Genomic DNA, 19,954 nt, shown 5'->3' on the forward strand with positions numbered 1-19,954 from the left:
GCCGGCGCTGCGCCGGCTCCACCCGGTGCGCGGCTCAGAACGCCATGCGCATCACCAGCTGGTAGCTGGGCCCGGCTTCCTCGGTCTCGAGCTCGTACTCGTCGTAGTCGCGGTCGAGCTGGTCCTCGAGGGTGTTGAACTTGTCGAAGAACTCGTCCTTGCTCGCGTCGAGCAGGTTGTTGGCCGACAGCCGCACCGAGAAGTTCCGGCCGAAGCGCTTCTCGACGAAGGCGTCCAGTTCCCCGCCGTACCGGATGATGGCTTCCTCGCCGAGGAACCGGGCGTAGGCGTCGCCCTGCCTGCGGTAGGTCAGGCCGAAGCTGGCGGCCAGGGCCGGCAGGTCCTGGATGAAACCGATGTTGAAGGTGCTCTTGGCCTGGTCGTTGAAGCGCCGCCGGCCCATGAAGTCATCGACCCGGGAGTCGACCCATGAGTAGTTCAGGAACACGCCGGTGTCGTCCATGCCGAACGCGGACAGCGGGGTGGAGAGGTCGAACTCGAAGCCGTAGACCTTGCCGTCGCCGACATTGGCCGAGGTGAACAACCAGCTCTCGGCCTCGAACGGGTTGGCGGCGATGGCTTCGGCCTCGCTGGCGTAGTCGCCGTCGTCGACCATGTCGGCGATGTCGTCCTCGTAGTCCTCGACCGCCGCCTCGCTGGGCGCGCCGGTGTTGACCAGCTCGATCAGGTCCTTGACGTCGCGGTAGAAGAAGTTCAGGCCCACCACGCCGCGCCGGCCCAGGCGGTGCTCGAAGCCCAGGTCGATGCCATTGGCGGTCTCCGGCTCCAGTTCCGGGTTGCCGATGTAGTCGTTGTCGCCGAACTCGCCGTCCAGCAGGGCCGGGATCAGCTCGTTGAAGTTCGGGCGCTTGACCGTCTTGGCCAGCGACAGGCTGATGCGGTCGGCATCGGTCACGTCCCAGCGCAGGTTCACCGAGGGCAGCAACTGGTCGTAGCCCTTGTCGATGCGGCCCTCGCTTTCCTCGTCCTCGATGTACTCGACCTGGCCCCGGGTGGTCTCGTAGCGCAGGCCGGCTTCCCAGGCGAAGACCTCGCCGCGGCCGCTGAGCATGACGTACGGGTCCACGCGCTTCTCCTCGATCACCGAGGCCACGCTGCCGTCCAGGGCGTAGTCGGCCGGGAAGGCCGGCGCGGCCTGGCCTTCCTCGTCGGCCTCCCATTCGTAGCTGGTGACCAGGCTTTCGCGCTTCTTGTTGCGCACGTCGATGCCGAACTGCAGCTCGGCCCGGCCGAGCGGACGGGTATGCGCCAGGGTGAAGCCGGTCTCGCTGTCCTTGGCGTCGATGGCCTCGGCCTCGTAGACGGTCTCGTCCCACTCGGCGCCGTCGATGCTCCAGGTCTCGTCCCAGCCGGCCGCATCGCCGACGTAGACGTGCTCGCCCTCGGTGGTGCCTTCGTAATCCTCGAAACGGGCGTGGTCCAGGCTCAGCCGGGTGGTGCCGCCAGCCATGTCGAAGCGGTAGTCCAGGCCGATGCCGTAGTTCTTCTGGTCGTAGGGATTCAGGCCCGGCACCCGCTTGTTCTCGACCTCGTCGTCGTCCACTTCCTCCTCGAACGACACCTCGGTCACGTCGCGGTCGGTCTTGACGTAGAAGGCGTCGACGCCGAAGCGGCCGGTCTCGCCGACCTCGGCGGTGTAGCTCAGGTTGGCCGAGTAGTCGCGGCCGTCCTTGACCTCGGTCTGGTCCTCCCAGCTGACCTTCTCCTCCATCGTGTCGTCGGTGAAGCGGTCGGAGCGCTTGAACTTGGAGCGGTAGCGGTCCTGGACGTTGACCCCGGCCAGCAGCCGCCCGCCGAGCGCCTCGAACGAGGTCACCGCACCGAAGGTCGGGTTCACCTCGCCGTCGTCCCAGCGGTCGGCGCCGATCCGCAAGTAGCTGCCGTCGAACACGTAGGCGTCGCGCAGGACGATGTTGATCGCGCCGGCCATCGCGTCGCCGCTGCGGTTGGCGCTGGCGCTGCGCTTGATCTCGATGTGGTCGACCATCTCCGCCGGGATGCGGTCGACGTAGAACGAGCGGTCGTCGCCGGCGCCGGGCACCTTCTTGCCGTTGATCAGCACCTGGGTGTAGCCGCCGCCCAGGCCGCGCAGCTGGGCGCCGTCGTACTCCATGATGTCGCTGCCGACGAAGCCCACGCCGGGCACCCGCTTGAGCATGTCGCCGACGGTGTTGGGCTCGAAGCGCTGGAAGTATTCCAGGTCGTAGACCAGGGTCGGTTCGATGTCGGGGGCGCGGTTGCGGTAGGCGATCTCGCCCTGGACCACGACCGCGTCCAACTGCTTGGGCTCGCCCGCGGCGGCGGCGGCCGGCCCCGGTGCCGGTGCCGGGGCGGCGAGCGCGGCGCATGGGGGCAGCAGGACCGCGCAGGCGAGGGCGCGCGAAAGGCAGATGGCGAGCGTGTTGCGTTTCATCGAAAGGAAGTTCCGTGGGGTGGTAAATGAACGGAACTTTCACCGCCGGATATGGCACCGGTGTGACACGTGGGCGGGCGATGACAGCGGCGTGTCGGGTCTCAGGATTGTCACAATCGTTTCATACGATGCGGCACCTGTCTTGGAACCATGCTGGGGAAACCATGAAGTTGCGCCTGTCTTCCTGCCTTTGGCTGGCTGCCATGCTGCCGCTGGCCGCCTGCTCGACTACGCCGACCGCCGCCGTGCCGGACCGCGAACCCGACCAGTACGATGCCGACGACGTCCTGCTGCGCGACCACCAGGTACCGCATGTGGTGGTGAAGGAAGCCTTCCTGACCCCGCCCACGCCGGAGGACAACATCGATTCGCCGGCCAGCTGGATCCAGGACGGCAAGCGGATGCTGGTCGCCAGCGCCAAGGCCACCGACCGGCTGGTGGTCTACGACGGCGACAACGGCCGGCGCCTGCGTACCGTCGGTGGTCCGGGCACGGGCCCGGGCCAGCTGCGCAGGCCCAACGGCGTGGCCACGATCGACGACCGCTACCTGTTCGTGGTCGAGCGCGACAACCGCCGGGTGCAGATGTTCTCCCTGCCGGACTTCGCGCCCCTGCTGAGCTTCGGCCAGGACGGGCTGCAGCAGCCCTACGGCCTATGGGTGCGCCACCGCGGCCAGGGCTACGAGGTACTGGTCAGCGACGCCTACATGGCCGGCGAGGACGCGCAGGGCGACGACATCGTGCCGCCGCTGGACCAGCTGGACCGGCGCTTCCGCCGCTACGAGGTGGTCCAGGCCGCGGACGGCTGGAGCGCGCGCGCCGCCGGGACCTTCGGCGACACCAGCGCCGCCGGCGCGATCCGGGTGCCGGAGTCGCTGTTCGGCGACGAAGCCCACGACCGCCTGCTGGTGGCCGAGGAGGACGTGCCCACCGGCACCCGCCTTCGCGAGTACGACCTGCAGGGCCGCTACCGCGGCCGCGACGTGGGCGCCAGCCAGTACCGGGCCCAGGCCGAGGGTATCGCCCTGCTGCGCTGTGCGGATGGCAGCGGCTGGTGGGTGGGCAGCGACCAGTTCGCCGACCGCACCGTGTTCCACCTGTTCGACCGCCGCAGCCTGGCGCACGCGGGCTCATTCGCGGGCGAGGTCACCGGCCTGACCGATGGCATCTGGCTGGACGAGCGCGGCGATGCGCGCTTCCCGCAGGGCGTGCTGTACGCCTCGCACCTGGACCTGGGGGTGGCCGCGTTCGACTGGCGCGACATCGCCGCCGCGCTGAAGCTGCCGGCATGCGCCCGCTGATCCGCTGCATTGCCGCCGGGCTGCTGCTGGCCGCCGCCTGCGCATCGCTGCAGGCCCGCGACGCCGCGCCCGAGCCGAACCCCCAGGTCCCGAAAGGCGCCGCCTGGCACGCACCGACCGGCGCGCCGGACCGGATCGTCGCCTCGCCCCTGCAGCAGGCGGCTACCGGCTTCGCGGTGGCCTGGCGCACCGACGCCTCGGTACGCTCGCCCGCGCTGGAGATCGTGGTCGCCGGCGATTCGCCCGACAGGGGCAGCCCGCGCCGGCTGCTGGCGAGCAGCACCCCCTTGCGGACCGAGAACGGGCTTGCGCACCAGCGCCGGGTCGAGGTTGGCGGGCTGCAGCCCGACACCCTGTATGCCTGGCGGGTGCAGGGCGCCCGCAGCTGGAGCGCCTGGTTCCACACCCGCACCGCCGCGGCCGCGGATGCGCCGCTGACCCTGTTGTACTTCGGCGACACCCAGAACAAGAACCTGAGCCTGGGCACGCGAGTGCTGCGCGAGGCCATGCGCCACGCCCCCGACGCGCGCCTGGCGCTGTTCGCCGGCGACCTGGTCAGCGGCGGCGACGGCGAGGACGACAACGAATGGGGCGAATGGTTCGCCTCCCTCGGCGCGCGGCCGACTTCGATGGTGGTCGCTCCGGCGCCGGGCAACCACGAGTACTTCGAGGAGTTCGAGGACACGCCGCAGGAACGTCGCGTGCTCGGCGCGCACTGGCCGGTCGTGTTCGCCCTGCCCGGCAACGGCGCGCCGGGTGCGCGCGGCACCAGCTACTGGTTCGACTACCAGGACGTGCGGGTGGCGGGGCTCGACGGCACCTCCGCCCTCGACCTGGGCACGGCCCGGGACCAGGCGCGCTGGCTGGACGCGGTGCTGGCCGACAGCCCGCGACGCTGGAGCATCGTCATGGTCCACCAGCCGATGTTCTCGCCGCGCCAGGACCGCGACAACGCCTTGCTGCGCGAACACGTGCTGCCGGTGCTGGAGCGGCGCCGGGTCGACCTGGTGCTGCAGGGCCACGACCACGTCTACGGCCGTCGCGGCGGGCTGCGGGCCGGCCAGGCGACGCCGCAGTACCTGGTCTCGGTGGCCGGCGCCAAGCAGTACCGGCTCTCGCCCGAGGCGCGCGCGACGATGGCGCCGGTGGCCGAGGACACCCAGCTGTTCCAGGTGATCCGGCTCGACGGCGCACGCCTGCGCTACGAATCGCGCACCGCGACCGGCCGCCTGTACGACGCCTTCGAACTGGTGCGCGAGGGCGGGGCGACCCGGCTGGTCGAGCAGGCCGACGGCCGCATCGGCGAGCGCGCCTGCGCCCGCGCGCGGACCCCCAAGGGGCGTGCCGACCGGTGCTGGGAGTGATGCGCCGCCGCTTCGCCGCCGGTCGAATCCACCCGTTTCCCCAGGAGCCGAACCCATGCACGTGCTGATCCGTCGCGTCGCCGCGGTGGCGCTGCTTTCCTGCCTGTCCTGGCCGGCTCTCGCCGGGCAGGAGCAGGCGCCCGTCCGTCATCCGTTGCAGGCGTCCCAGCCCAGGCAGGCACCGGAGGAGGTGTTGCTGGCGGTGGAGATCCCGGCCGGGAGCTTCACCAAGTACGAGATCAATGAGGAGGGCCTGCTGTTCGTCGACCGTTTCCAGTCGATGCCGGTGGTCTACCCGGCCAACTACGGCTCGATGCCGCGGACCCTGGCCGGCGACGGCGATCCGCTGGACGCGCTGGTGCTGACCCGCGAGCCCCTGCATCCGGGCGTGCTGCTCCGCTTCCGCCCGATCGGAGTGCTGCGCATGCTCGACAAGGGCGAGCACGACGAGAAGATCGTCGGCGTGCCGGTCGACAAGGTGGATCCGACCTATGCGCGGATCCGCGACCTGGCCGACCTGCCGGAGATCGAGCGGCAAAGGATCGAGGCGTTCTTCCGGATCTACAAAGACCTGCCGGAAGGCAGCAACCCGGTGCAGCTGTCGGGCTGGGGCGATGCGGCCGAGGCCAGGGCGCTGATCGGCCGGGCGCTGGAGCGGTACCGAGGGGAGTGAGGCGGCAACGGCAGGGCTTCCGGTTGCATGACTTCGGAGGGAGTCCGCCGTCCCGAGGGGCGCGCCGCATGCCCAAGGCACGGCGGCCCCTTCCCGAAGTCAGCGCTTGAGCCTCGTTTTAGCCCTTCAAGCGACTCGCGCCTTCAGGCGGCCGCCACCTGCTCCCGACGCGGCCCTTCGCGCAGGGCGCGGCCGACCATCGATACCAGCAGGTCCAGCTCTTCCTCGTCCATGGCGAAGTGCGGGGTGAAGCGCAGCGAGTTCTCGCCGCCGTGGATCACGTTGACCCCGTGCGTGCGCAGCCATTCCTCGGTGGAGTTGGCGCCATAGCACTTGAACTCCGGCGACAGTTCGCAGGAGAACAGCAGGCCGGTGCCCTGGACCTTGGTGATCAGCCCGCCCAGCTCGGCCTTCAGCGCTTCCAGCTTCTGCACCGCCTGGGCGCCGCGCACGCGGATGTTCTGGCGCACCTGCGGGGTCAGCAGCCCAAGCGTGGCGCAGGCCACGTCCAGCGCACGCGGGTTGGTGGTCATGGTGTTGCCGTACACGCCCTTGCGGTACAGGCCCGCGGCATGCGCGGTCACCGCCAGCACCGACAGCGGGAACTGGGCGGCGTTGAGCGCCTTGGAGTAGGTCTCCATGTCCGGCGGATCGATGCCCTCGAAACCGGGGTAGTCGACGATCGAGAGCACGCCGTGCACGCGCAGGCCGGCCTGGATCGAGTCGACCAGCAGCAGGCTGCCGTGGGCGCGGGTCAGTTCGCGGGCGGCCTTGTAGAAGTCCACCGGCACGGCGCGGCCCGGGTCGCCTTCGCCCATGACGGGCTCGAGGAACACCGCCTCGATGAACCAGCCGTTGGCCTGGGCGTCGGCGAAGGCTTTGCGCAGGGCGGCGATGTCGTACGGCGGCACCACCAGCACCGAATCCTCGTTGCGGTAGCTGGCCAGGTGCTGGCGGTAGGTGCGGCGAGTGGAGTCCGAATACAGCGCCGGGCGGTCGGTGCGGCCGTGGAAGCTGCCCTTGACCACCAGGCGCTTGATGGTGGCGCCGGCATGGCGCGCGCCCGGATCGGTCTGCAGCTTGGCGTTGATGTCGACGATGCGGCAGGCCAGGCCCACGGCCTCGGAGCCGGAGTTGAGGCACATGAAGCGCTCGAACGGGCAGCCGCCGCGACCGTGGCCGATCTCGGCGCGCAGCGCCTGGACGAAGCGCCGCTGCGAGGGGCTGGGGGTCATGATGTTGGCCATGACCTGCGGCCGGGCCATCGCCTCGAGCACCTCCGGCGGCGCGTGGCCGAAGCCGAGCATGCCGTAGCCGCCGGCGTCGTACAGCACCGCGCCCTTGAGGGTCACCACCCACGGGCCGCGCGCGGCCAGGGCGATGTACGGAGTCACGCAGTCATCGGCGTAGAAGTTGACGAAACCCTGCTGGACGGCGGCGATCTGCGCCTCCTCGTCCAGGTCGAGCAGGTCGGCCAGGTCGGCGTGCTGGCGCGCGTACCCGGCGCCGGCGGCCTCGATCGCGGCGCGCAGGTCCGGGTGGCCGGCCGCCAGGCGCTCCAGGGTGGCGTCGTCCAGGCCGGTGGTCAGGCGGTTTCCGGCATGGGCGCGCAGCGGGGCGAGTGGGGCGAGAACGGACATGGCAGGCCTCCGGTTCGGGCCGGGCGGCCGGGGCGACAGGTGGTCGCTGGGGCCGGTCCCGGCGGGGCGGTGGTCGCCCGGCGTGGTCGCGGGGCGCGTTCACCCCCATCTTAAGGGGGCCGGATCGTCACATGGCAGCTGTATTCCGGCGAATAGGCGCTAGTATTTCGGCGAATCGACGAAAAATGGCGTCGCCATGAAACTATCTGCCGCCGACGAACGCCTGCTGTCCCTGCTGCGCGAGAACGCGCGCCAGTCCACCGCCGAGCTGGCGCGCCGGCTCGGGCTGTCGCGGACCACGGTGCAGAGCCGGATCGACCGGCTGGAGAAGCAGGGGGTGATCCGCGGCTACTCGGTGCGGCTGGACGACGGCTACGAGCGCGACCGCATCCGCGCGCACATCCTGATCACCGTCTCGCCCAAGCGCGCGCCGGCGGTGGTCAAGGCGCTGGCCGAGATGCCCGAGGTGCGCGCGCTGCATTCGGTCAGCGGCGTCCATGACCTGGTGGCGCTGGGCGTGGCCGCCGACGTCGGCGCCATGGACGAGCTGACCGACCGCATCGGCGCGCTGGAAGGCGTCGAGCGCACCTCGTCCTCGATCATCCTGTCGACCAAGTTCGAGCGCTGAAGACCGGCCGGGCCGGCGCGCGGCCGTACAATGCCGGCCCCCCACGCGCCGCCACCGCCTTGAAGAAGTCCGATTTCCACTACGACCTGCCCGAGGAGCTGATCGCGCAGGCGCCCCTGGCCGAGCGCTCGGCCAGCCGGATGCTGGTGGTGCCGCCCGGCGAAGGCGACTTCGCCGACCTGCACGTGCGCGACCTGCCGGAGCTGCTGCAACCCGGCGACCTGCTGGTGTTCAACGACACCAGGGTGATCCCGGCGCGGCTGTTCGGGCAGAAGGAAAGCGGTGGCCGGGTCGAGATCCTGATCGAGCGCCTGCTTCCCGACGCGCACGCGCGGGGGCAGATGCGCGCCAGCAGGTCGCCCAGGCCCGGCTCGAGGATCGAGCTCGATGGCGGCGGCCAGGCCGAGGTGGTGGGGCGCGAGGATGCATTTTTTGTCGTGCGCTTCGAGGTGGACGAGCCGCTGGAGCAATGGCTGGCCCGGGTCGGGCGCCTGCCGCTGCCACCGTACATCCAGCGCCAGCCCGACGCGGCCGACGCCGAGCGCTACCAGACCGTGTTCGCGCGCGAAGTCGGCGCGGTGGCGGCGCCGACCGCCGGCCTGCATTTCGACCACGCCCTGCTGCAGCGCCTGCGCGAGCGCGGCGTGGAGTTCGGCCACGTCACCCTGCACGTGGGCGCGGGCACCTTCCAGCCGGTGCGGGTAGAGGACGTGCGCGAGCACCCCATGCACAGCGAGTGGCTCAACGTCGGCGCCGAACTGGTGGCGCAGATCCGCCGCACCCGCGCTGCCGGCGGGCGGGTGGTCGCGGTGGGCACGACCGTGGTGCGCGCGCTGGAGAGCGCGATGCGCGATGGCGAACTGCAGCCGTTCGCCGGCGAGACCCGGATCTTCATCTTCCCCGGCTACAGGATCCGCAGCGTGGACGCGCTGGTGACCAACTTCCACCTGCCGGAAAGCACGCTGCTGATGCTGGTCTCGGCCTTCGCCGGGCAGGAGCGGATCTTCGCCGCCTACCGCCATGCGGTGGAGCAGCGCTACCGCTTCTTCTCCTACGGCGACGCGATGCTGCTGTGGGGCCTGGAGGACTGAGGCCCCGCCCGGCTCATAGCGGGCGCTTGCCCGGATCGCCCTGGACCTCGCGCACCAGCTTCGGCACCAGGTAACCGGACAGGCGCGCGGCCAGCTGCCGGTGCAGTTCGCGGGCGCGCTCGTCCTCGACCTCGAAATGTGCCGCGCCCTGGATCCGGTCCAGCTGGTGCAGGTAGTAGGGCAGCACGCCGGCGGCGTAGCTGCGTTCGGACAGGTCGGCCAGCGCGTCGACCGAATCGTTGACCCCGCGCAGCAGCACGGCCTGGTTGAGCAGCTGGGCGCCGGCCCGGCGCAGGCGGGCCAGGGCCTGGTCGACCGGGGCATCGAACTCGTTGGCGTGGTTGGCGTGGATCACGAACGCCACCGGCCAGGGCAGGGCCGACATCCACTCCACGAAGGCCTCGTCGATGCGCTCGGGCAGCACCACCGGCAGGCGGCTGTGGATGCGCAGGCGGCGGATGTGCGGGATCGCCGCCAGCTGCGCGCTCAGCTCGGCCAGCTTGGGCGTGGCCAGCGACAGCGGATCGCCGCCGGACAGGATCACCTCGTCGATGCCCGGATCGGCTGCGATCGCGGCCACCGCGCCGGCCCAGCCGTCGCGCGCGGCGGTCTCCTCGGCGTAGGGGAAATGGCGGCGGAAGCAGTAGCGGCAGTTGACCGCGCAGCTGCCGGTGGCCACCAGCAGGGCGCGGCCGCGGGACTTCTGGATCACGCCGTCGGCCTTCTTGGCCAGGCCGTCGCCGACCGCGTCCAGGGCGAAGCCGGGCACGATCCGCTCCTCGTCCAGCACCGGCAGGACCTGGCGCAGCAGCGGGTCGTGCAGGTCGCCGGGGCGCATGCGGGCAACGAATCCACGCGGCACGCGCATGGCGAACTGCGACGCGGCGGCCTCCGAGATCCCGGCCGCCACCGCGTCCAGGCCCAGCAGGGCCAGCAGCTCCCGCGGGTCGCGTACGGCCTCGCGCCACAGGCGCTGCCAGCGCGGGGTGGCGGGAACGGGGGCGGGCGCCAGCACGGGCTCCGGCTGCATGGGCGTGGGGGCTGCAGGTATCATGTGCGGTCTGGAGGACGGCCCGGCCGAGACGGCGGGGCGCCTGCACATTCTAACCGCCGCCACCAACTTGCCGGCCGCCGCTTGGCGGCCACGCCATACCCCAAGGAGTTCCCATGGCCTCTTACGGCATGAACGACGTCAAGAACGGGATGAAGATCCTGGTCAACAACGAGCCCGCGATCATCACCGACACCGAGTACGTCAAGCCGGGCAAGGGCCAGGCCTTCACCCGCGTGAAGTACCGCCAGATCCGCACCGGCCGCGTGCAGGAAATCACCATGAAGTCGACCGACTCGGTCGAGGCCGCGGACGTCGTCGATACCGACATGCAGTACCTGTACAACGACGGCGAGTACTGGCACTTCATGCAGCAGGAGACCTTCGAGCAGGTCCAGGCCGACAAGGCCGGCGTCGGCGACGCCGCCAAGTGGCTGAAGGGCGAGGAGGACTGCGTGGTCACCCTGTGGAACGGCAACCCGATCCAGGTCACGCCGCCGAACTTCGTCGAGCTGCGCATCGTCGAGACCGACCCGGGCGTGAAGGGCGACACCGCCGGCACCGGCGGCAAGCCGGCCACCCTGGAGACCGGCGCCGTGGTCCGCGTTCCGCTGTTCGTGGCCCAGGACGAGATCATCCGCGTCGACACCCGCTCCGGCGAGTACGTCTCCCGCGTGAAGTGACGAGCCGGCCCGTGGCCGCCGCTGGCGGCCGCGGCCTTGGCGGATCGTCGTCATCCCGGCGTAAGCCGGGGTAGCGCCCTTGCAGGGGCGCCGCCGCACCCATGCGCGCGGATTCCCGCGTCTGGCGAGCGTCCCAGGGTGATCGGGTGGCTGGCAGGCCAGCCCAGCGCCTTCCAGATCCACGGCTTGCCGCGGGCGTCGTGGCATCGACACCGCGCAACACCGCATTCGCAGGCCGTCATACCTCCGCGATCGAAGTCGCCAGGTCCCCGCTTGCGTGGGGACGGCGGTGGTTGGTCCGCTGCGGCTGGAACATGCGTGACGCATCCGTCCCACGCTGGGATGATGTCCTCCAATAACAACAACGAACCGGGCAGGAACGCATGACCGACACTATCCCCCAGGCCTGCGACCTTCTCATCGAAGCCGGCTGGGTCGTCCCGGTCGAACCGCACGGCGTGGTCCTGGAGGATCACGCGGTCGCCGTTTCCGGTGGCCGCATCGTGGCGGTGCTGCCGACCGCCGAGGCCCGCGCGCGCTTCTCCGCGACCGAGGTCGTGCAGCGTCCCGACGCGGCGCTGATCCCGGGGCTGGTCAACGCCCACACCCACAACCCGATGACCCTGCTGCGTGGCGTCGCCGACGACCTGCCGCTGATGACCTGGCTGCAGCAGCACATCTGGCCGGTCGAAGCCGCGGTGATCGGGCCGGAGTTCGTCGCCGACGGCATGGCCCTGGCCATCGCCGAGATGCTGCGCGGCGGCACCACCTGCGCCAACGAGAACTACTTTTTCCCGGACGTGCAGGCCGCGGTCTACAAGAAGCACGGCTTCCGCGCCCTGGTCGGCCTGCCGGTGATCAATTTCCCCACCGCTTGGGCGCGCAGCGACGACGAGTACTTCGACAAGGCTGGCGAGGTGCACGACCAGTGGCGCGACGATCCGCTGATCGCCACCGCCTTCGCCCCGCACGCGCCGTACACCGTCAGCGACGCCAACTTCGAGCGGGTGCGGATGCTGTCCGACCAGCTCGACACCCAGGTGCACCTGCACACCCACGAGACCGCGCAGGAAGTCGCCGACTCGCTGAAGGAATACGGCCAGCGTCCGCTGGCGCGACTGGACCGACTGGGCCTGGTCAACGACCGCCTGATCGCGGTGCACATGACCCAGCTGACCGAGGCCGAGATCCACCTGTGCGCCGAACGCGGCGTGCACGTGGCGCACTGCCCCGAGTCCAACCTCAAGCTGGCCTCCGGCTTCTGCCCGGCCTGCGCCCTGCAGCGCGCAGGCGTCAACCTGGCCATCGGCACCGACGGCTGCGCCAGCAACAACGACCTGGACATGCTCGGCGAGCTGCGCACCGCGGCCCTGTTGGCCAAGGCCGTGGCCAACGACGCCACCGCCCTGGACGCGGCGACCGCCCTGCGCGCGGCCACCCTGGGCGGCGCCCGCGCGCTGGGTTTCGGCGAGCGCATCGGTTCGATCGAACCGGGCAAGGAGGCCGACCTGGTGTGCGTGGACCTGTCGGCGCTGGAAACCCAGCCGCTGCACCACGTGCTGTCCCAGCTGGTCTACGCCACCGGCCGCCAGCAGGTGACCGACGTGTGGATTGCCGGCCGCCGCAAGCTGGATTCGCGCGAGCTGGTGGATATCGACACCGCCGCCGTGCTCGCCAATGCCCGCCAGTGGCGCCAGCGCATCGCCGCGCTCGGCCGCTGAAACCTGCAACCGGTGGCCGCGCATCGCGCGGCCGTCGCGGAAGGCTGGCCTACAATGGCCGCCTCGCGGAGGAATGACGATGATGACCCACGCCGAAGCCGACACCGGCGCCAACTACCACCAGGCCGAGCTGGACAAGTTCGCCGCGCTGGCCAACCGCTGGTGGGACCCGGACGGCCCGCAGCGGGCCCTGCACGTGCTCAACCCGGTGCGCCTGGACTATGTCGCCAGCCGCGTGCCGCTGGCCGGCAGCACGGTGCTGGACGTGGGCTGCGGCGGCGGCATCCTCAGCGAGGCGCTGGCCCGCAGCGGCGCGCGCGTGACCGCCGCCGACCTGGCTCCCGAACTGGTCAAGGTGGCGCGCCTGCACTCGCTGGAGTCCGGCGTGCAGGTCGAGTACCTGGTGCAGTCGGTGGAGGCGCTGGCCGGGGAGCGTCCCGGCAGCTTCGACGCCGTCACCTGCATGGAGATGCTCGAGCACGTGCCGGATCCGGGCGCGATCATCGCCGCCTGCGCGAAGCTGCTGCGGCCCGGCGGCCGCCTGTTCCTGTCCACGCTCAACCGCACCCCGGCCGCGTTCGCGCTGGCCATCGTCGGCGCCGAGTACGTGGCCCGGCTGCTGCCCAAGGGCACGCACCGCTATGCCGACTTCATCAAGCCCTCCGAGTTGGCGGCCTGGCTGCGCGATGCCGGCCTGCAGCTGGAGGACGTCAGCGGCCTGTTCTACGACCCGCTGCGCCAGCGCGCCAGCCTGTCGCGCCAGACCTCGGTCAACTACCTGGCCTGCGCGGTGAAGCCGTGACGGGTGGGGCAGGGGCGGGGCGTTTCCCGCCGGTCGCACTGTTCGACCTGGACGGCACCCTGCTGGACAGCGCCCCGGACATGGTCGCCACCGCCAACCGCATGCTCGCTGCCCGTGGCCTCGGCCCGGTGGATGCGGACGCGCTGCGCAAGCACGTGTCCAAGGGCGCGCGGGCGATGGTGTCCTTCGTGTTCCCCGAAGCCGAGGGCGAGGCGCACGCCGCGCTGGTGGCGGAGTTCCTCGAGGTCTACCAGCAGGAGCTGGGCCGGCACAGCCGCCTGTTCGACGGCATCGCCGGGATGCTGGAAGCGCTGGAAGCCGCTGGCGCGCGCTGGGGCATCATCACCAACAAGGCCGAGTACCTGGCCCGCGACGTGGTCGCCGGACTGGGCTGGCAGGAGCGTTGCGCGGTGCTGGTCGGCGGCGACACCTATGCCGAGCGCAAGCCGCACCCGCTGCCGCTGCTGGAGGCCGCGCGCACCCTCGGCGTCGATCCTTCCGACTGCGTCTACGTCGGCGACGACGAGCGCGACGTGCTGGCCGCCAAGGCGGCCGGCATGCCCTCGATCGCGGTCCTGTGGGGCTACCGGCTCGACGGCGACGACCCGCTGACCTGGCAGGCCGACCGCGTGGCCGAACGCCCGCACGAACTGGTCACCCCGGCCGCCTGGCCGACCCGGTGACCGCAACCGCCGGCATCCGCGTCCGGCCCGCGGGCTCGCCCGCCGGAGTTTCCATGAGCACACCCACGGCCCTCGACAGTTTCCTGGACAAATGGCGGCAGCGCTGGCCGGAGTGGGCCGTGGCCGAGGTGTTCGTGCCGCAGGCCGAGCGCGACCGGGTCGTGGCCTGGTTCGCCCTGCTGCAGGAGTTCGACGACATCCTCAACATCGCCGGCGACCCGCTGCCGGCCGACGCCAAGCTGGGCTGGTGGGCCACCGAGCTGGCCGACTGGGCCGGACCCCGCTCCCGCCCCCCGCTGGGGCGGATGCTGGAGCCGGTGCCGGCCCCCTGGGACCGGCTGGCCGCCGCGCTGCCGGACCTGGTTGCGGCCCGTGGCCGCGCCGCCGATCCGGAGGGCGCCGTCGCCGCGCTGTCCCGTTACGCGACCGCGGTGGCGGAGGTGGAGGCGGTGGTGCTGGGCGGCCCGGTCGCGGAGGCGGAGCAGATCGCGGTCCAGGTGCTGGCCGGGCGGTTGTCCGAGCTTGGCCAGGCGGCCGTGCCGCAGAGCCTGCTGGGTGGGGATTCGGGCACCGCCCAGGCCGAACGCGCGCAGCGGTCGTGGGCCGGCGTCCTGCTGTCCCGTTGGCACGGGCGCGTCCCGGGCGCGGTGCCGCGCCGGATCTGGGCGGCCCTGGCGCGTGGAAGGCTGCGTCCGCAGGCCGCCGGACGCAGCGCCGGCGCGCACCCCCTGCGCATCCTCTGGAGCGCCTGGCGGGCAGCCCGGGGCTGAACCGGGGCCGCCGGCCGGCACACTCCGTCCCGCTGTCGCGCCGGGGCCGGGGGGCCCCAGCCGTTACAATGGCCCGCACTGGTCCGGCGCTTCCTGCCCGCGTGGCCCGAAGCGGACGCTCCGCCGTCCGGCCGGATGCTCCCCCCGAACATCGAATCCTCCCCATGGCCCTTCCTGCTCCCGATCTCTCCCGCGCCGGCGAACTGTTGCCGGACGTCGCCCACCAGCCGGCCGCGCTGGCCCGTCCGCTGGACTGGGTCGGCATGGAGGGCATCGCCATCCCGGTGCGCGTGCCCGACGGCGCCGGCGGCCATGTCCAGGTCGCCGCCCAGGCCGACCTGTCGGTGAACCTGCATCGCGCCGGCGAGCGCGGCATCCACATGTCGCGCCTGTACATGCGGCTGCAGGAGGAGCTGGCCCGGCACGAAGTCACCCCGGCCGGCCTGCGCCACATCCTGCAGGCGAGCATCGAATCCCAGGCGGGCCTGGCCACCCGCGCGCGCCTGCGCCTGCGCTACGAGGCGCTGCTGCTGCGCCGCGCCCTGCGCAGCGACAACGCCGGCTGGAAGCGCTATCCGGTGGAGATCGAGGCGCTGCTGGAGGACGGCCACCTGAAGTTGGTGCTCGGCTTCGGCCTGGAGTACTCGAGCACCTGTCCGTGCTCGGCGGCGCTGTCGCGCCAGGCCAACGCCGCGCGCCTGCGCGCCGACTTCGGTGATGCCGAAGCGCTGCGGGTCGAGGAAATCGCGCAGTGGCTGTCCTCGGAGCGCGGCATGGCCGCCACCCCGCACGCGCAGCGCAGCGAGGCCAAGGTGCGCGTTGAGCTGCGTCCGCAGTTCGACGAACTGCCGCTGGTGGCGCTGATCGATGCGCTGGAGGCTTCGCTGGGCACCCCGGTACAGACCGCGGTCAAGCGCGAGGACGAGCAGGCCTTCGCCGAGCTCAACGCCGCCAACCTGATGTTCTGCGAGGACGCCGCGCGGCGCGTGGCCTCGGTGCTGGCGGCCGACCCGCGGATCGAGCACTACCAGGCCACGGTGTCGCACTTCGAGAGCCTGCATCCGCACGACGCGGTGGCCAGCGTGAGCGGCAGCGGCCCGGCCGCGTAAGCCTCGCCGGCACGCCGCGGCCTGCGTCAGGGCCGCACGCAAAGAAAAAGGGCGCGGCGAGGCCGCGCCCTTTTTCGTCCAGCGGGTCAGAAGTTGACCGTAAACCGGGCGTTGATGCCGGTGTCGTTGGCCACGTCGGCATCGACATGGCTCAGGCCCAGGTCCAGCTGGCTGTTGGCCGAGAGGCGCGCGGCCGCGCCGATCTGGAGCAGCAGGGCCTCGTCGCGGATGGCCGGGCTGGCCACGTCGAACGCCTCGCCGCCGTCGACCAGGCCCAGCCGGGCGTGCCGGACCTGGTCGCCGCTGGCATGGCGGTAGCCCAGGTTCGCGCGCAGGCTCAGCCAGGCATCGGACTGCTCGCTGCCGGGCAGGTGGGTGGCCAGGCGCAGGCCGACGGTGGACAGGTCCGCACGGGCCTCGGCGCCACGGCCGGCCAGGGCCGCCGCGCCGCCACGCTCGCTGAAGCCGTCGGTGTCGACTTCGACATGGGCGTACTGGACGTACGGCTCCAGTTCCAGCCGGCCCCTGGCGAAGCGGTAGCCGACATCGACGAACGTCTGGCTGCTGTCGGCGTCGTAGCGGCTGGCCAGGGCGTCGGAGTAGCCACGGAAGGCGACCGTGCGGTTGACGTCGACTTCGTTCTGGCTGCGGGCATGGCCCAGCGACAGGCCGAAGCTGCCCCACGAGGTGCCGGCATAGACTCCGACGTGGGTGCTGCTGGCCTCGCCGCGCGAGCCGCGGCCACGCACGTTGAAGTCGGTGTCGCCGGTGCCGCCGAACACGCCGATGCGCCAGCCGGCGTCGAAGGCGTGGTCGATGCCCACCAGCACGGCGTTGCCGCTGTACCTGGCCCGCGCCGCGTTGCCGTCGGCGGCGATCTCGCCGCCCTGGTGCTGGATCTCCACCCAGGCGCCGGTATCCCGTCCGGCTTCCACGTCGAACGCGTTGCCGCCGGCCCGGCCCAGGGCCGCATCGCGGACCAGGCGGCTGCCTTCCAGCAGGACCTGCTGGGCGCTGGCGTGGATTTCGCCGGAGAGGCTGTCGAACGCGCCACGGGCCTCGGCGGCCGACAGCTGGGTGGGGGCACGCAGCAGGCTGCTGCTGTCCGGCAGCGCGTCGAGCGAGGCGGCGATGGCCGACTGGTTCGGGGTGCCGGCGGCGGTGGCCAGGGCCGCGCCGCGGATCACGTCCACGCCGAAGGTGCCCGCGTCCTGCAGCAGCGAGACCGACAGGAACGGCGACAGGTTCGAGTTGTCGACCGAGGCGAAGTTGCCGATGATGCCGCCTTCGGCGGTCAGCAGCTGGTACTGCTGGCCGAGCACGAAGGGCTGGCCCGCCTCGGAGCTGAGCACCAGGGTGCCGCCGTTGAGGGTGGCGGTACCGGTGACGCGCAGCAGGTCGGCCTGGTCCGGCGGCAGCAGTTCGGCCACGAAGCGCGCACCGGCTTCCTGCACGTAGTCGCCGTCGATGGTCAGGGTGCCGATCGAGTTGCCCGGGGCGATGGTGCCGGCCACGCGGGTGTCGCCCAGGGTGCCGCTGCCGCCCAGGGTGCCATCGGGACCGACGTAGGTGGGGGTGCCGGAGACGGTGCCGTTCACCACGGCCATGCCGCCGACCACGTCGAGCGGGCTGCCGCTGAAGCTGCCGTTGACCACCAGGGTGCCGCCTTCGACGCGCACGTTGGAGGTGAGGTGGTTGTCGCCGTCGAACTCGAGGATGCCCGAGGTGACGGTGGCGCCGCCGAAGCTGTTGTCACCGGACAGGCGCAGCCAGCCGGCGCCGGACTTGGTCAGCCGGCCCGGGCCGCCGATGTCGTTGGTCCAGTCATCCCATGCGCCGCCTTCCCAGGTCTTGATGCCACCGGCGGCGGCGTTCATCACCACCTCGGTGTCCACGCGCAGCTGGCCGTAGCCTTCGATCGCCTTGCGCAGGTTCAGCAGTCCCCAGCCGTAGACCTCGTCCACGCCGGGCGCGCCCAGGTCGGTGGCGGTGGTCAACATGACGTCGCGTACCTGGGCGGCGGTGAGGTACGGGAAGCGCTCCAGCAGCAGGCCCAGGGCGCCGGTCACGTGCGGGGCGGCCATGGAGGTGCCGGAGTACTTGGCGTACCCCTCGACCCCGATGCGGTCCTCGAGCTCGAAGCGCAGGTTGCCGTCGGAGTCGACCAGCCAGTCGCCGGCCAGCGAGTCCCATTCGTCGCCCACGTCCGTCCCTTCGGCCACCACGGTCGAAAGGACCTCGCTGCCCGGGGCCGCGATGCACCACTCGGCGGTGATGCCGCACTTCATTGAGCGGTTGCTCAGCTGGAGCTGGTCGTTGAGGTTGACCACGCTGACCCAGTACTGCTCGATCTCCGGGAAGACCACGGGCAGGGTGGCCGGCGCGGTGGGCTGCGGGCTGGCCACGCCGGGGTTGGCGATGACGTCGAACGTGTTGCCGGCCGAGAACACCTGGACCATGCCCGAACGCCCCGAGGCGTCCGCGATGGCCCCGACGTAGGCGGCATCCCCCGGATGCAGCAGGATCTGTTCGGTCCGGATCACGGCGTCCGAGGGCGTGTAGACCTCGTAGCCGAAGCCCCAGCTGTGGTTCATCACGTGCACGCCCTGGGCGATGGCCTGGTCGTAGGCGTAGCCCAGTGCGCTGCCGCTGGGGTTGGTCGTAACCGTGAGGCACTCATCGAAGCCTGCGAGGCAGTCGTAGTCGTACAGGGTGAGTGCGTCGTTGAACATGCGCACGGCGCTGAGGGCGGCGCCGAAGGCGACGCCGTGCATGCCGCTGCCGTCGCGGTTGGCCGCGATGGTGCCCGCCACGTGGGTGCCGTGGCTGTCGAACTTGTAGAAGACATTGCCGGCGAGGAATTGCCAATCCGGCGCGAGGTCGGCTGGATCGACCAGGAGGAAGTCCTCGGCCGTGACGGCGGGCTTGTCGCCTTCGGAGTAGAAGCAGGTGCCGGACGCGTTCCACACCACGCCGGTGTCCGCGCAGCGGGAGCCGTCGGCCAGCAGGTCGGCCATCACCAGGGCGCGATGGTCCTTGCCGGCGAATTCGGAGTGATGGAACGCGGTGCCGGAGTCGACCAGGCCCAGGCGCACGCCGGCGCCGCTGAGGCCGCGCGCATAGGCGTACTGCGCGTTGATGGCGGCCAGGCCCCAGTCGGCCTCGAATTCATCGTCGACCCAGCCATCGGGGTCGGACGGGTTGGAGGGCGTAACCGCGGTCCAGCGGCGGCTGAAGGCGTCGCCCGGCAGCGGGGCCTGGGCGAGCGCCATGGCCACGGCCGGATTCGCGGCACGGAAGGCGCTGGCGATCGCGGCCTTGGCGGCCTGCTGCTGCAGGGTATCCAGCCCGGCGGCAGTGGCGGGAACCGAGGCGAGGGAGGCGAGGCCAGTGGCGATGGCAAGGGCCAGCGCCGAGTGCCCACGGGGCCCGCGGCCGCGGAGGCAGAACGTCTTGTTCATTGGAAATCCTTGTCTGTTAGGGCCGCCGCGTCGTGCGCGACGACGGAGTGGACGCTAGCTTTATCCGGTGTTCAGGACAACGGTCGCGGCCGCGCGATCCGACGAACGTGCAAGGCCGGCGTCACTGGCGGTCCATGGTTCGGCAGTGCCACTGGGTAGCGCGCGGGGGCGGACGCACATCGCGTAGGCATGCGTGTCAGCGGAGACGGCTCCCGCGGCGTGCTGGTGCGCCGCCCGGGTCAGGGCGGCTCAGCGCGGCGTGATCGTGATCCGGAACGGCACCGGACTTGCGCGCCCGGATTGCCTGACACGGATGACATGGACGCCGGGTGCTTCCGGGGCCTGGAGGCGGATTTCTCCTCCGGCCTGGGCTTCCACATGCTCGCCGAAGGCTTCGACCACCGCGCCGACCGGGACGCTGATGGTGAAGGTCTCGCCGGCCGCGGCCGTGCGCGGCACCCGCATCCCGGTATTGGGTACCAGCTCGCCAGGGGACGACCGGGGCGGTATCGGATGGCGATGCGCAGGAAGCGGAACATCGCC

The 19,954-nt window shown here is 71.4% G+C and carries 15 protein-coding genes and 1 pseudogene; 11 read left to right on the top strand and 5 right to left on the bottom strand.

Translation table 11 applies throughout. From position 1 onward, the window contains the following. Positions 1–34: 34 nt before the first annotated feature. Entirely contained in the window at positions 35–2,434 is a 2,400-nt protein-coding gene (locus CSC68_RS02425; RefSeq protein WP_162201902.1) for a TonB-dependent receptor plug domain-containing protein, read from the bottom strand. A gap of 164 nt (positions 2,435–2,598) precedes the next feature. Here CSC68_RS02425 and CSC68_RS02430 point away from each other — a divergent pair, with 164 nt between their 5' ends. Genes CSC68_RS02430 through CSC68_RS02440 form a run of 3 tightly spaced genes read left to right on the top strand, consistent with a single transcriptional unit; the run spans position 2,599 to position 5,772 of the window. Then, positions 2,599–3,735 carry an NHL repeat-containing protein gene (locus tag CSC68_RS02430; RefSeq protein ID WP_125076891.1) on the top strand — a complete coding sequence of 379 codons (1,137 nt, stop codon included), beginning with the start codon at positions 2,599–2,601 and terminating at the stop codon, positions 3,733–3,735. Beyond that, on the top strand, positions 3,723–5,099 hold the full coding sequence (locus CSC68_RS02435) for a purple acid phosphatase family protein (RefSeq protein ID WP_162201903.1): 1,377 nt from the start codon (positions 3,723–3,725) through the stop codon (positions 5,097–5,099). The genes CSC68_RS02430 and CSC68_RS02435 overlap by 13 nt, the downstream gene beginning before the upstream one ends. Positions 5,100–5,154: 55 nt before the next feature. Next, a complete protein-coding gene (locus tag CSC68_RS02440; RefSeq protein WP_013534880.1) occupies positions 5,155–5,772 on the top strand; it encodes an inorganic diphosphatase in 618 nt (205 codons plus the stop codon). A 143-nt stretch (positions 5,773–5,915) separates the two neighbouring features. Here the strand turns inward: CSC68_RS02440 and CSC68_RS02445 are convergent, their stop codons facing one another. After that, positions 5,916–7,412 (bottom strand): aminotransferase class III-fold pyridoxal phosphate-dependent enzyme, encoded by a 1,497-nt coding sequence (locus tag CSC68_RS02445; RefSeq protein ID WP_162201904.1) that lies wholly within the window; start codon positions 7,410–7,412, stop codon positions 5,916–5,918. 196 nt (positions 7,413–7,608) lie between these two features. On the opposite strand from CSC68_RS02445, the gene CSC68_RS02450 reads away from it, so the two are divergent. Beyond that, entirely contained in the window at positions 7,609–8,040 is a 432-nt protein-coding gene (locus tag CSC68_RS02450; protein ID WP_162201905.1) for an Lrp/AsnC family transcriptional regulator, read from the top strand. Positions 8,041–8,099: 59 nt separating this feature from the next. Then, positions 8,100–9,131: a tRNA preQ1(34) S-adenosylmethionine ribosyltransferase-isomerase QueA gene (queA, locus tag CSC68_RS02455; protein ID WP_162201906.1), complete on the top strand. Its 1,032-nt coding sequence runs from the start codon at positions 8,100–8,102 to the stop codon at positions 9,129–9,131. Positions 9,132–9,144: 13 nt separating this feature from the next. Here queA and epmB read toward each other — a convergent pair whose 3' ends face one another. Next, positions 9,145–10,185, bottom strand: coding sequence for an EF-P beta-lysylation protein EpmB (gene epmB, locus CSC68_RS02460; RefSeq protein ID WP_162201907.1), 1,041 nt, complete (start codon positions 10,183–10,185; stop codon positions 9,145–9,147). Positions 10,186–10,298: 113 nt separating this feature from the next. Here epmB and efp point away from each other — a divergent pair, with 113 nt between their 5' ends. The 6 genes from efp to folE2 all read left to right on the top strand — a co-directional run bounded on the left by efp (position 10,299) and on the right by folE2 (position 15,950). Further along, positions 10,299–10,865, top strand: coding sequence for an elongation factor P (gene efp, locus CSC68_RS02465; protein ID WP_162201908.1), 567 nt, complete (start codon positions 10,299–10,301; stop codon positions 10,863–10,865). Positions 10,866–11,248: 383 nt separating this feature from the next. Continuing rightward, entirely contained in the window at positions 11,249–12,586 is a 1,338-nt protein-coding gene (locus CSC68_RS02470) for a TRZ/ATZ family hydrolase (RefSeq protein ID WP_162201909.1), read from the top strand. 73 nt (positions 12,587–12,659) lie between these two features. Then, on the top strand, positions 12,660–13,388 hold the full coding sequence (gene ubiG / locus CSC68_RS02475) for a bifunctional 2-polyprenyl-6-hydroxyphenol methylase/3-demethylubiquinol 3-O-methyltransferase UbiG (protein ID WP_211365678.1): 729 nt from the start codon (positions 12,660–12,662) through the stop codon (positions 13,386–13,388). After that, a complete protein-coding gene (gph, locus tag CSC68_RS02480; RefSeq protein WP_162201911.1) occupies positions 13,385–14,071 on the top strand; it encodes a phosphoglycolate phosphatase in 687 nt (228 codons plus the stop codon). The genes ubiG and gph overlap by 4 nt, the downstream gene beginning before the upstream one ends. A gap of 53 nt (positions 14,072–14,124) precedes the next feature. Continuing rightward, entirely contained in the window at positions 14,125–14,841 is a 717-nt protein-coding gene (locus CSC68_RS02485) for a squalene/phytoene synthase family protein (RefSeq protein WP_162201912.1), read from the top strand. Between the two features lie 164 nt (positions 14,842–15,005). Continuing rightward, positions 15,006–15,950 (top strand): GTP cyclohydrolase FolE2, encoded by a 945-nt coding sequence (folE2, locus tag CSC68_RS02490; RefSeq protein WP_162201913.1) that lies wholly within the window; start codon positions 15,006–15,008, stop codon positions 15,948–15,950. 86 nt (positions 15,951–16,036) lie between these two features. On the opposite strand, the gene CSC68_RS02495 is transcribed toward folE2, so the two are convergent. Both CSC68_RS02495 and CSC68_RS02500 read right to left on the bottom strand, forming a co-directional pair. After that, the gene (locus CSC68_RS02495; RefSeq protein ID WP_162201914.1) at positions 16,037–19,411 is read right to left on the bottom strand and encodes an autotransporter domain-containing protein; all 3,375 of its coding nucleotides are present in this window, start codon (positions 19,409–19,411) and stop codon (positions 16,037–16,039) included. A 249-nt stretch (positions 19,412–19,660) separates the two neighbouring features. Continuing rightward, positions 19,661–19,954, bottom strand: a pseudogene (locus tag CSC68_RS02500) (hypothetical protein); the annotation flags it as partial.

This window comes from Pseudoxanthomonas suwonensis (assembly GCF_010093235.1).
GTDB classification, from domain to species: Bacteria; Pseudomonadota; Gammaproteobacteria; order Xanthomonadales; family Xanthomonadaceae; genus Pseudoxanthomonas; species Pseudoxanthomonas suwonensis.

What these genes read in the sequence shown, in the direction of transcription:
- CSC68_RS02425 (WP_162201902.1), bottom strand. Translation starts at nt 2,434, where the DNA reads ATGAAACGCAACACGCTCGCCATCTGCCTTTCGCGCGCCCTCGCCTGC.
- CSC68_RS02430 (WP_125076891.1), top strand. Translation starts at nt 2,599, where the DNA reads ATGAAGTTGCGCCTGTCTTCCTGCCTTTGGCTGGCTGCCATGCTGCCG.
- CSC68_RS02435 (WP_162201903.1), top strand. Translation starts at nt 3,723, where the DNA reads ATGCGCCCGCTGATCCGCTGCATTGCCGCCGGGCTGCTGCTGGCCGCC.
- CSC68_RS02440 (WP_013534880.1), top strand. Translation starts at nt 5,155, where the DNA reads ATGCACGTGCTGATCCGTCGCGTCGCCGCGGTGGCGCTGCTTTCCTGC.
- CSC68_RS02445 (WP_162201904.1), bottom strand. Translation starts at nt 7,412, where the DNA reads ATGTCCGTTCTCGCCCCACTCGCCCCGCTGCGCGCCCATGCCGGAAAC.
- CSC68_RS02450 (WP_162201905.1), top strand. Translation starts at nt 7,609, where the DNA reads ATGAAACTATCTGCCGCCGACGAACGCCTGCTGTCCCTGCTGCGCGAG.
- epmB (WP_162201907.1), bottom strand. Translation starts at nt 10,185, where the DNA reads ATGATACCTGCAGCCCCCACGCCCATGCAGCCGGAGCCCGTGCTGGCG.
- efp (WP_162201908.1), top strand. Translation starts at nt 10,299, where the DNA reads ATGGCCTCTTACGGCATGAACGACGTCAAGAACGGGATGAAGATCCTG.
- CSC68_RS02470 (WP_162201909.1), top strand. Translation starts at nt 11,249, where the DNA reads ATGACCGACACTATCCCCCAGGCCTGCGACCTTCTCATCGAAGCCGGC.
- ubiG (WP_211365678.1), top strand. Translation starts at nt 12,660, where the DNA reads ATGACGATGATGACCCACGCCGAAGCCGACACCGGCGCCAACTACCAC.
- CSC68_RS02485 (WP_162201912.1), top strand. Translation starts at nt 14,125, where the DNA reads ATGAGCACACCCACGGCCCTCGACAGTTTCCTGGACAAATGGCGGCAG.
- folE2 (WP_162201913.1), top strand. Translation starts at nt 15,006, where the DNA reads ATGGCCCTTCCTGCTCCCGATCTCTCCCGCGCCGGCGAACTGTTGCCG.
- CSC68_RS02495 (WP_162201914.1), bottom strand. Translation starts at nt 19,411, where the DNA reads ATGAACAAGACGTTCTGCCTCCGCGGCCGCGGGCCCCGTGGGCACTCG.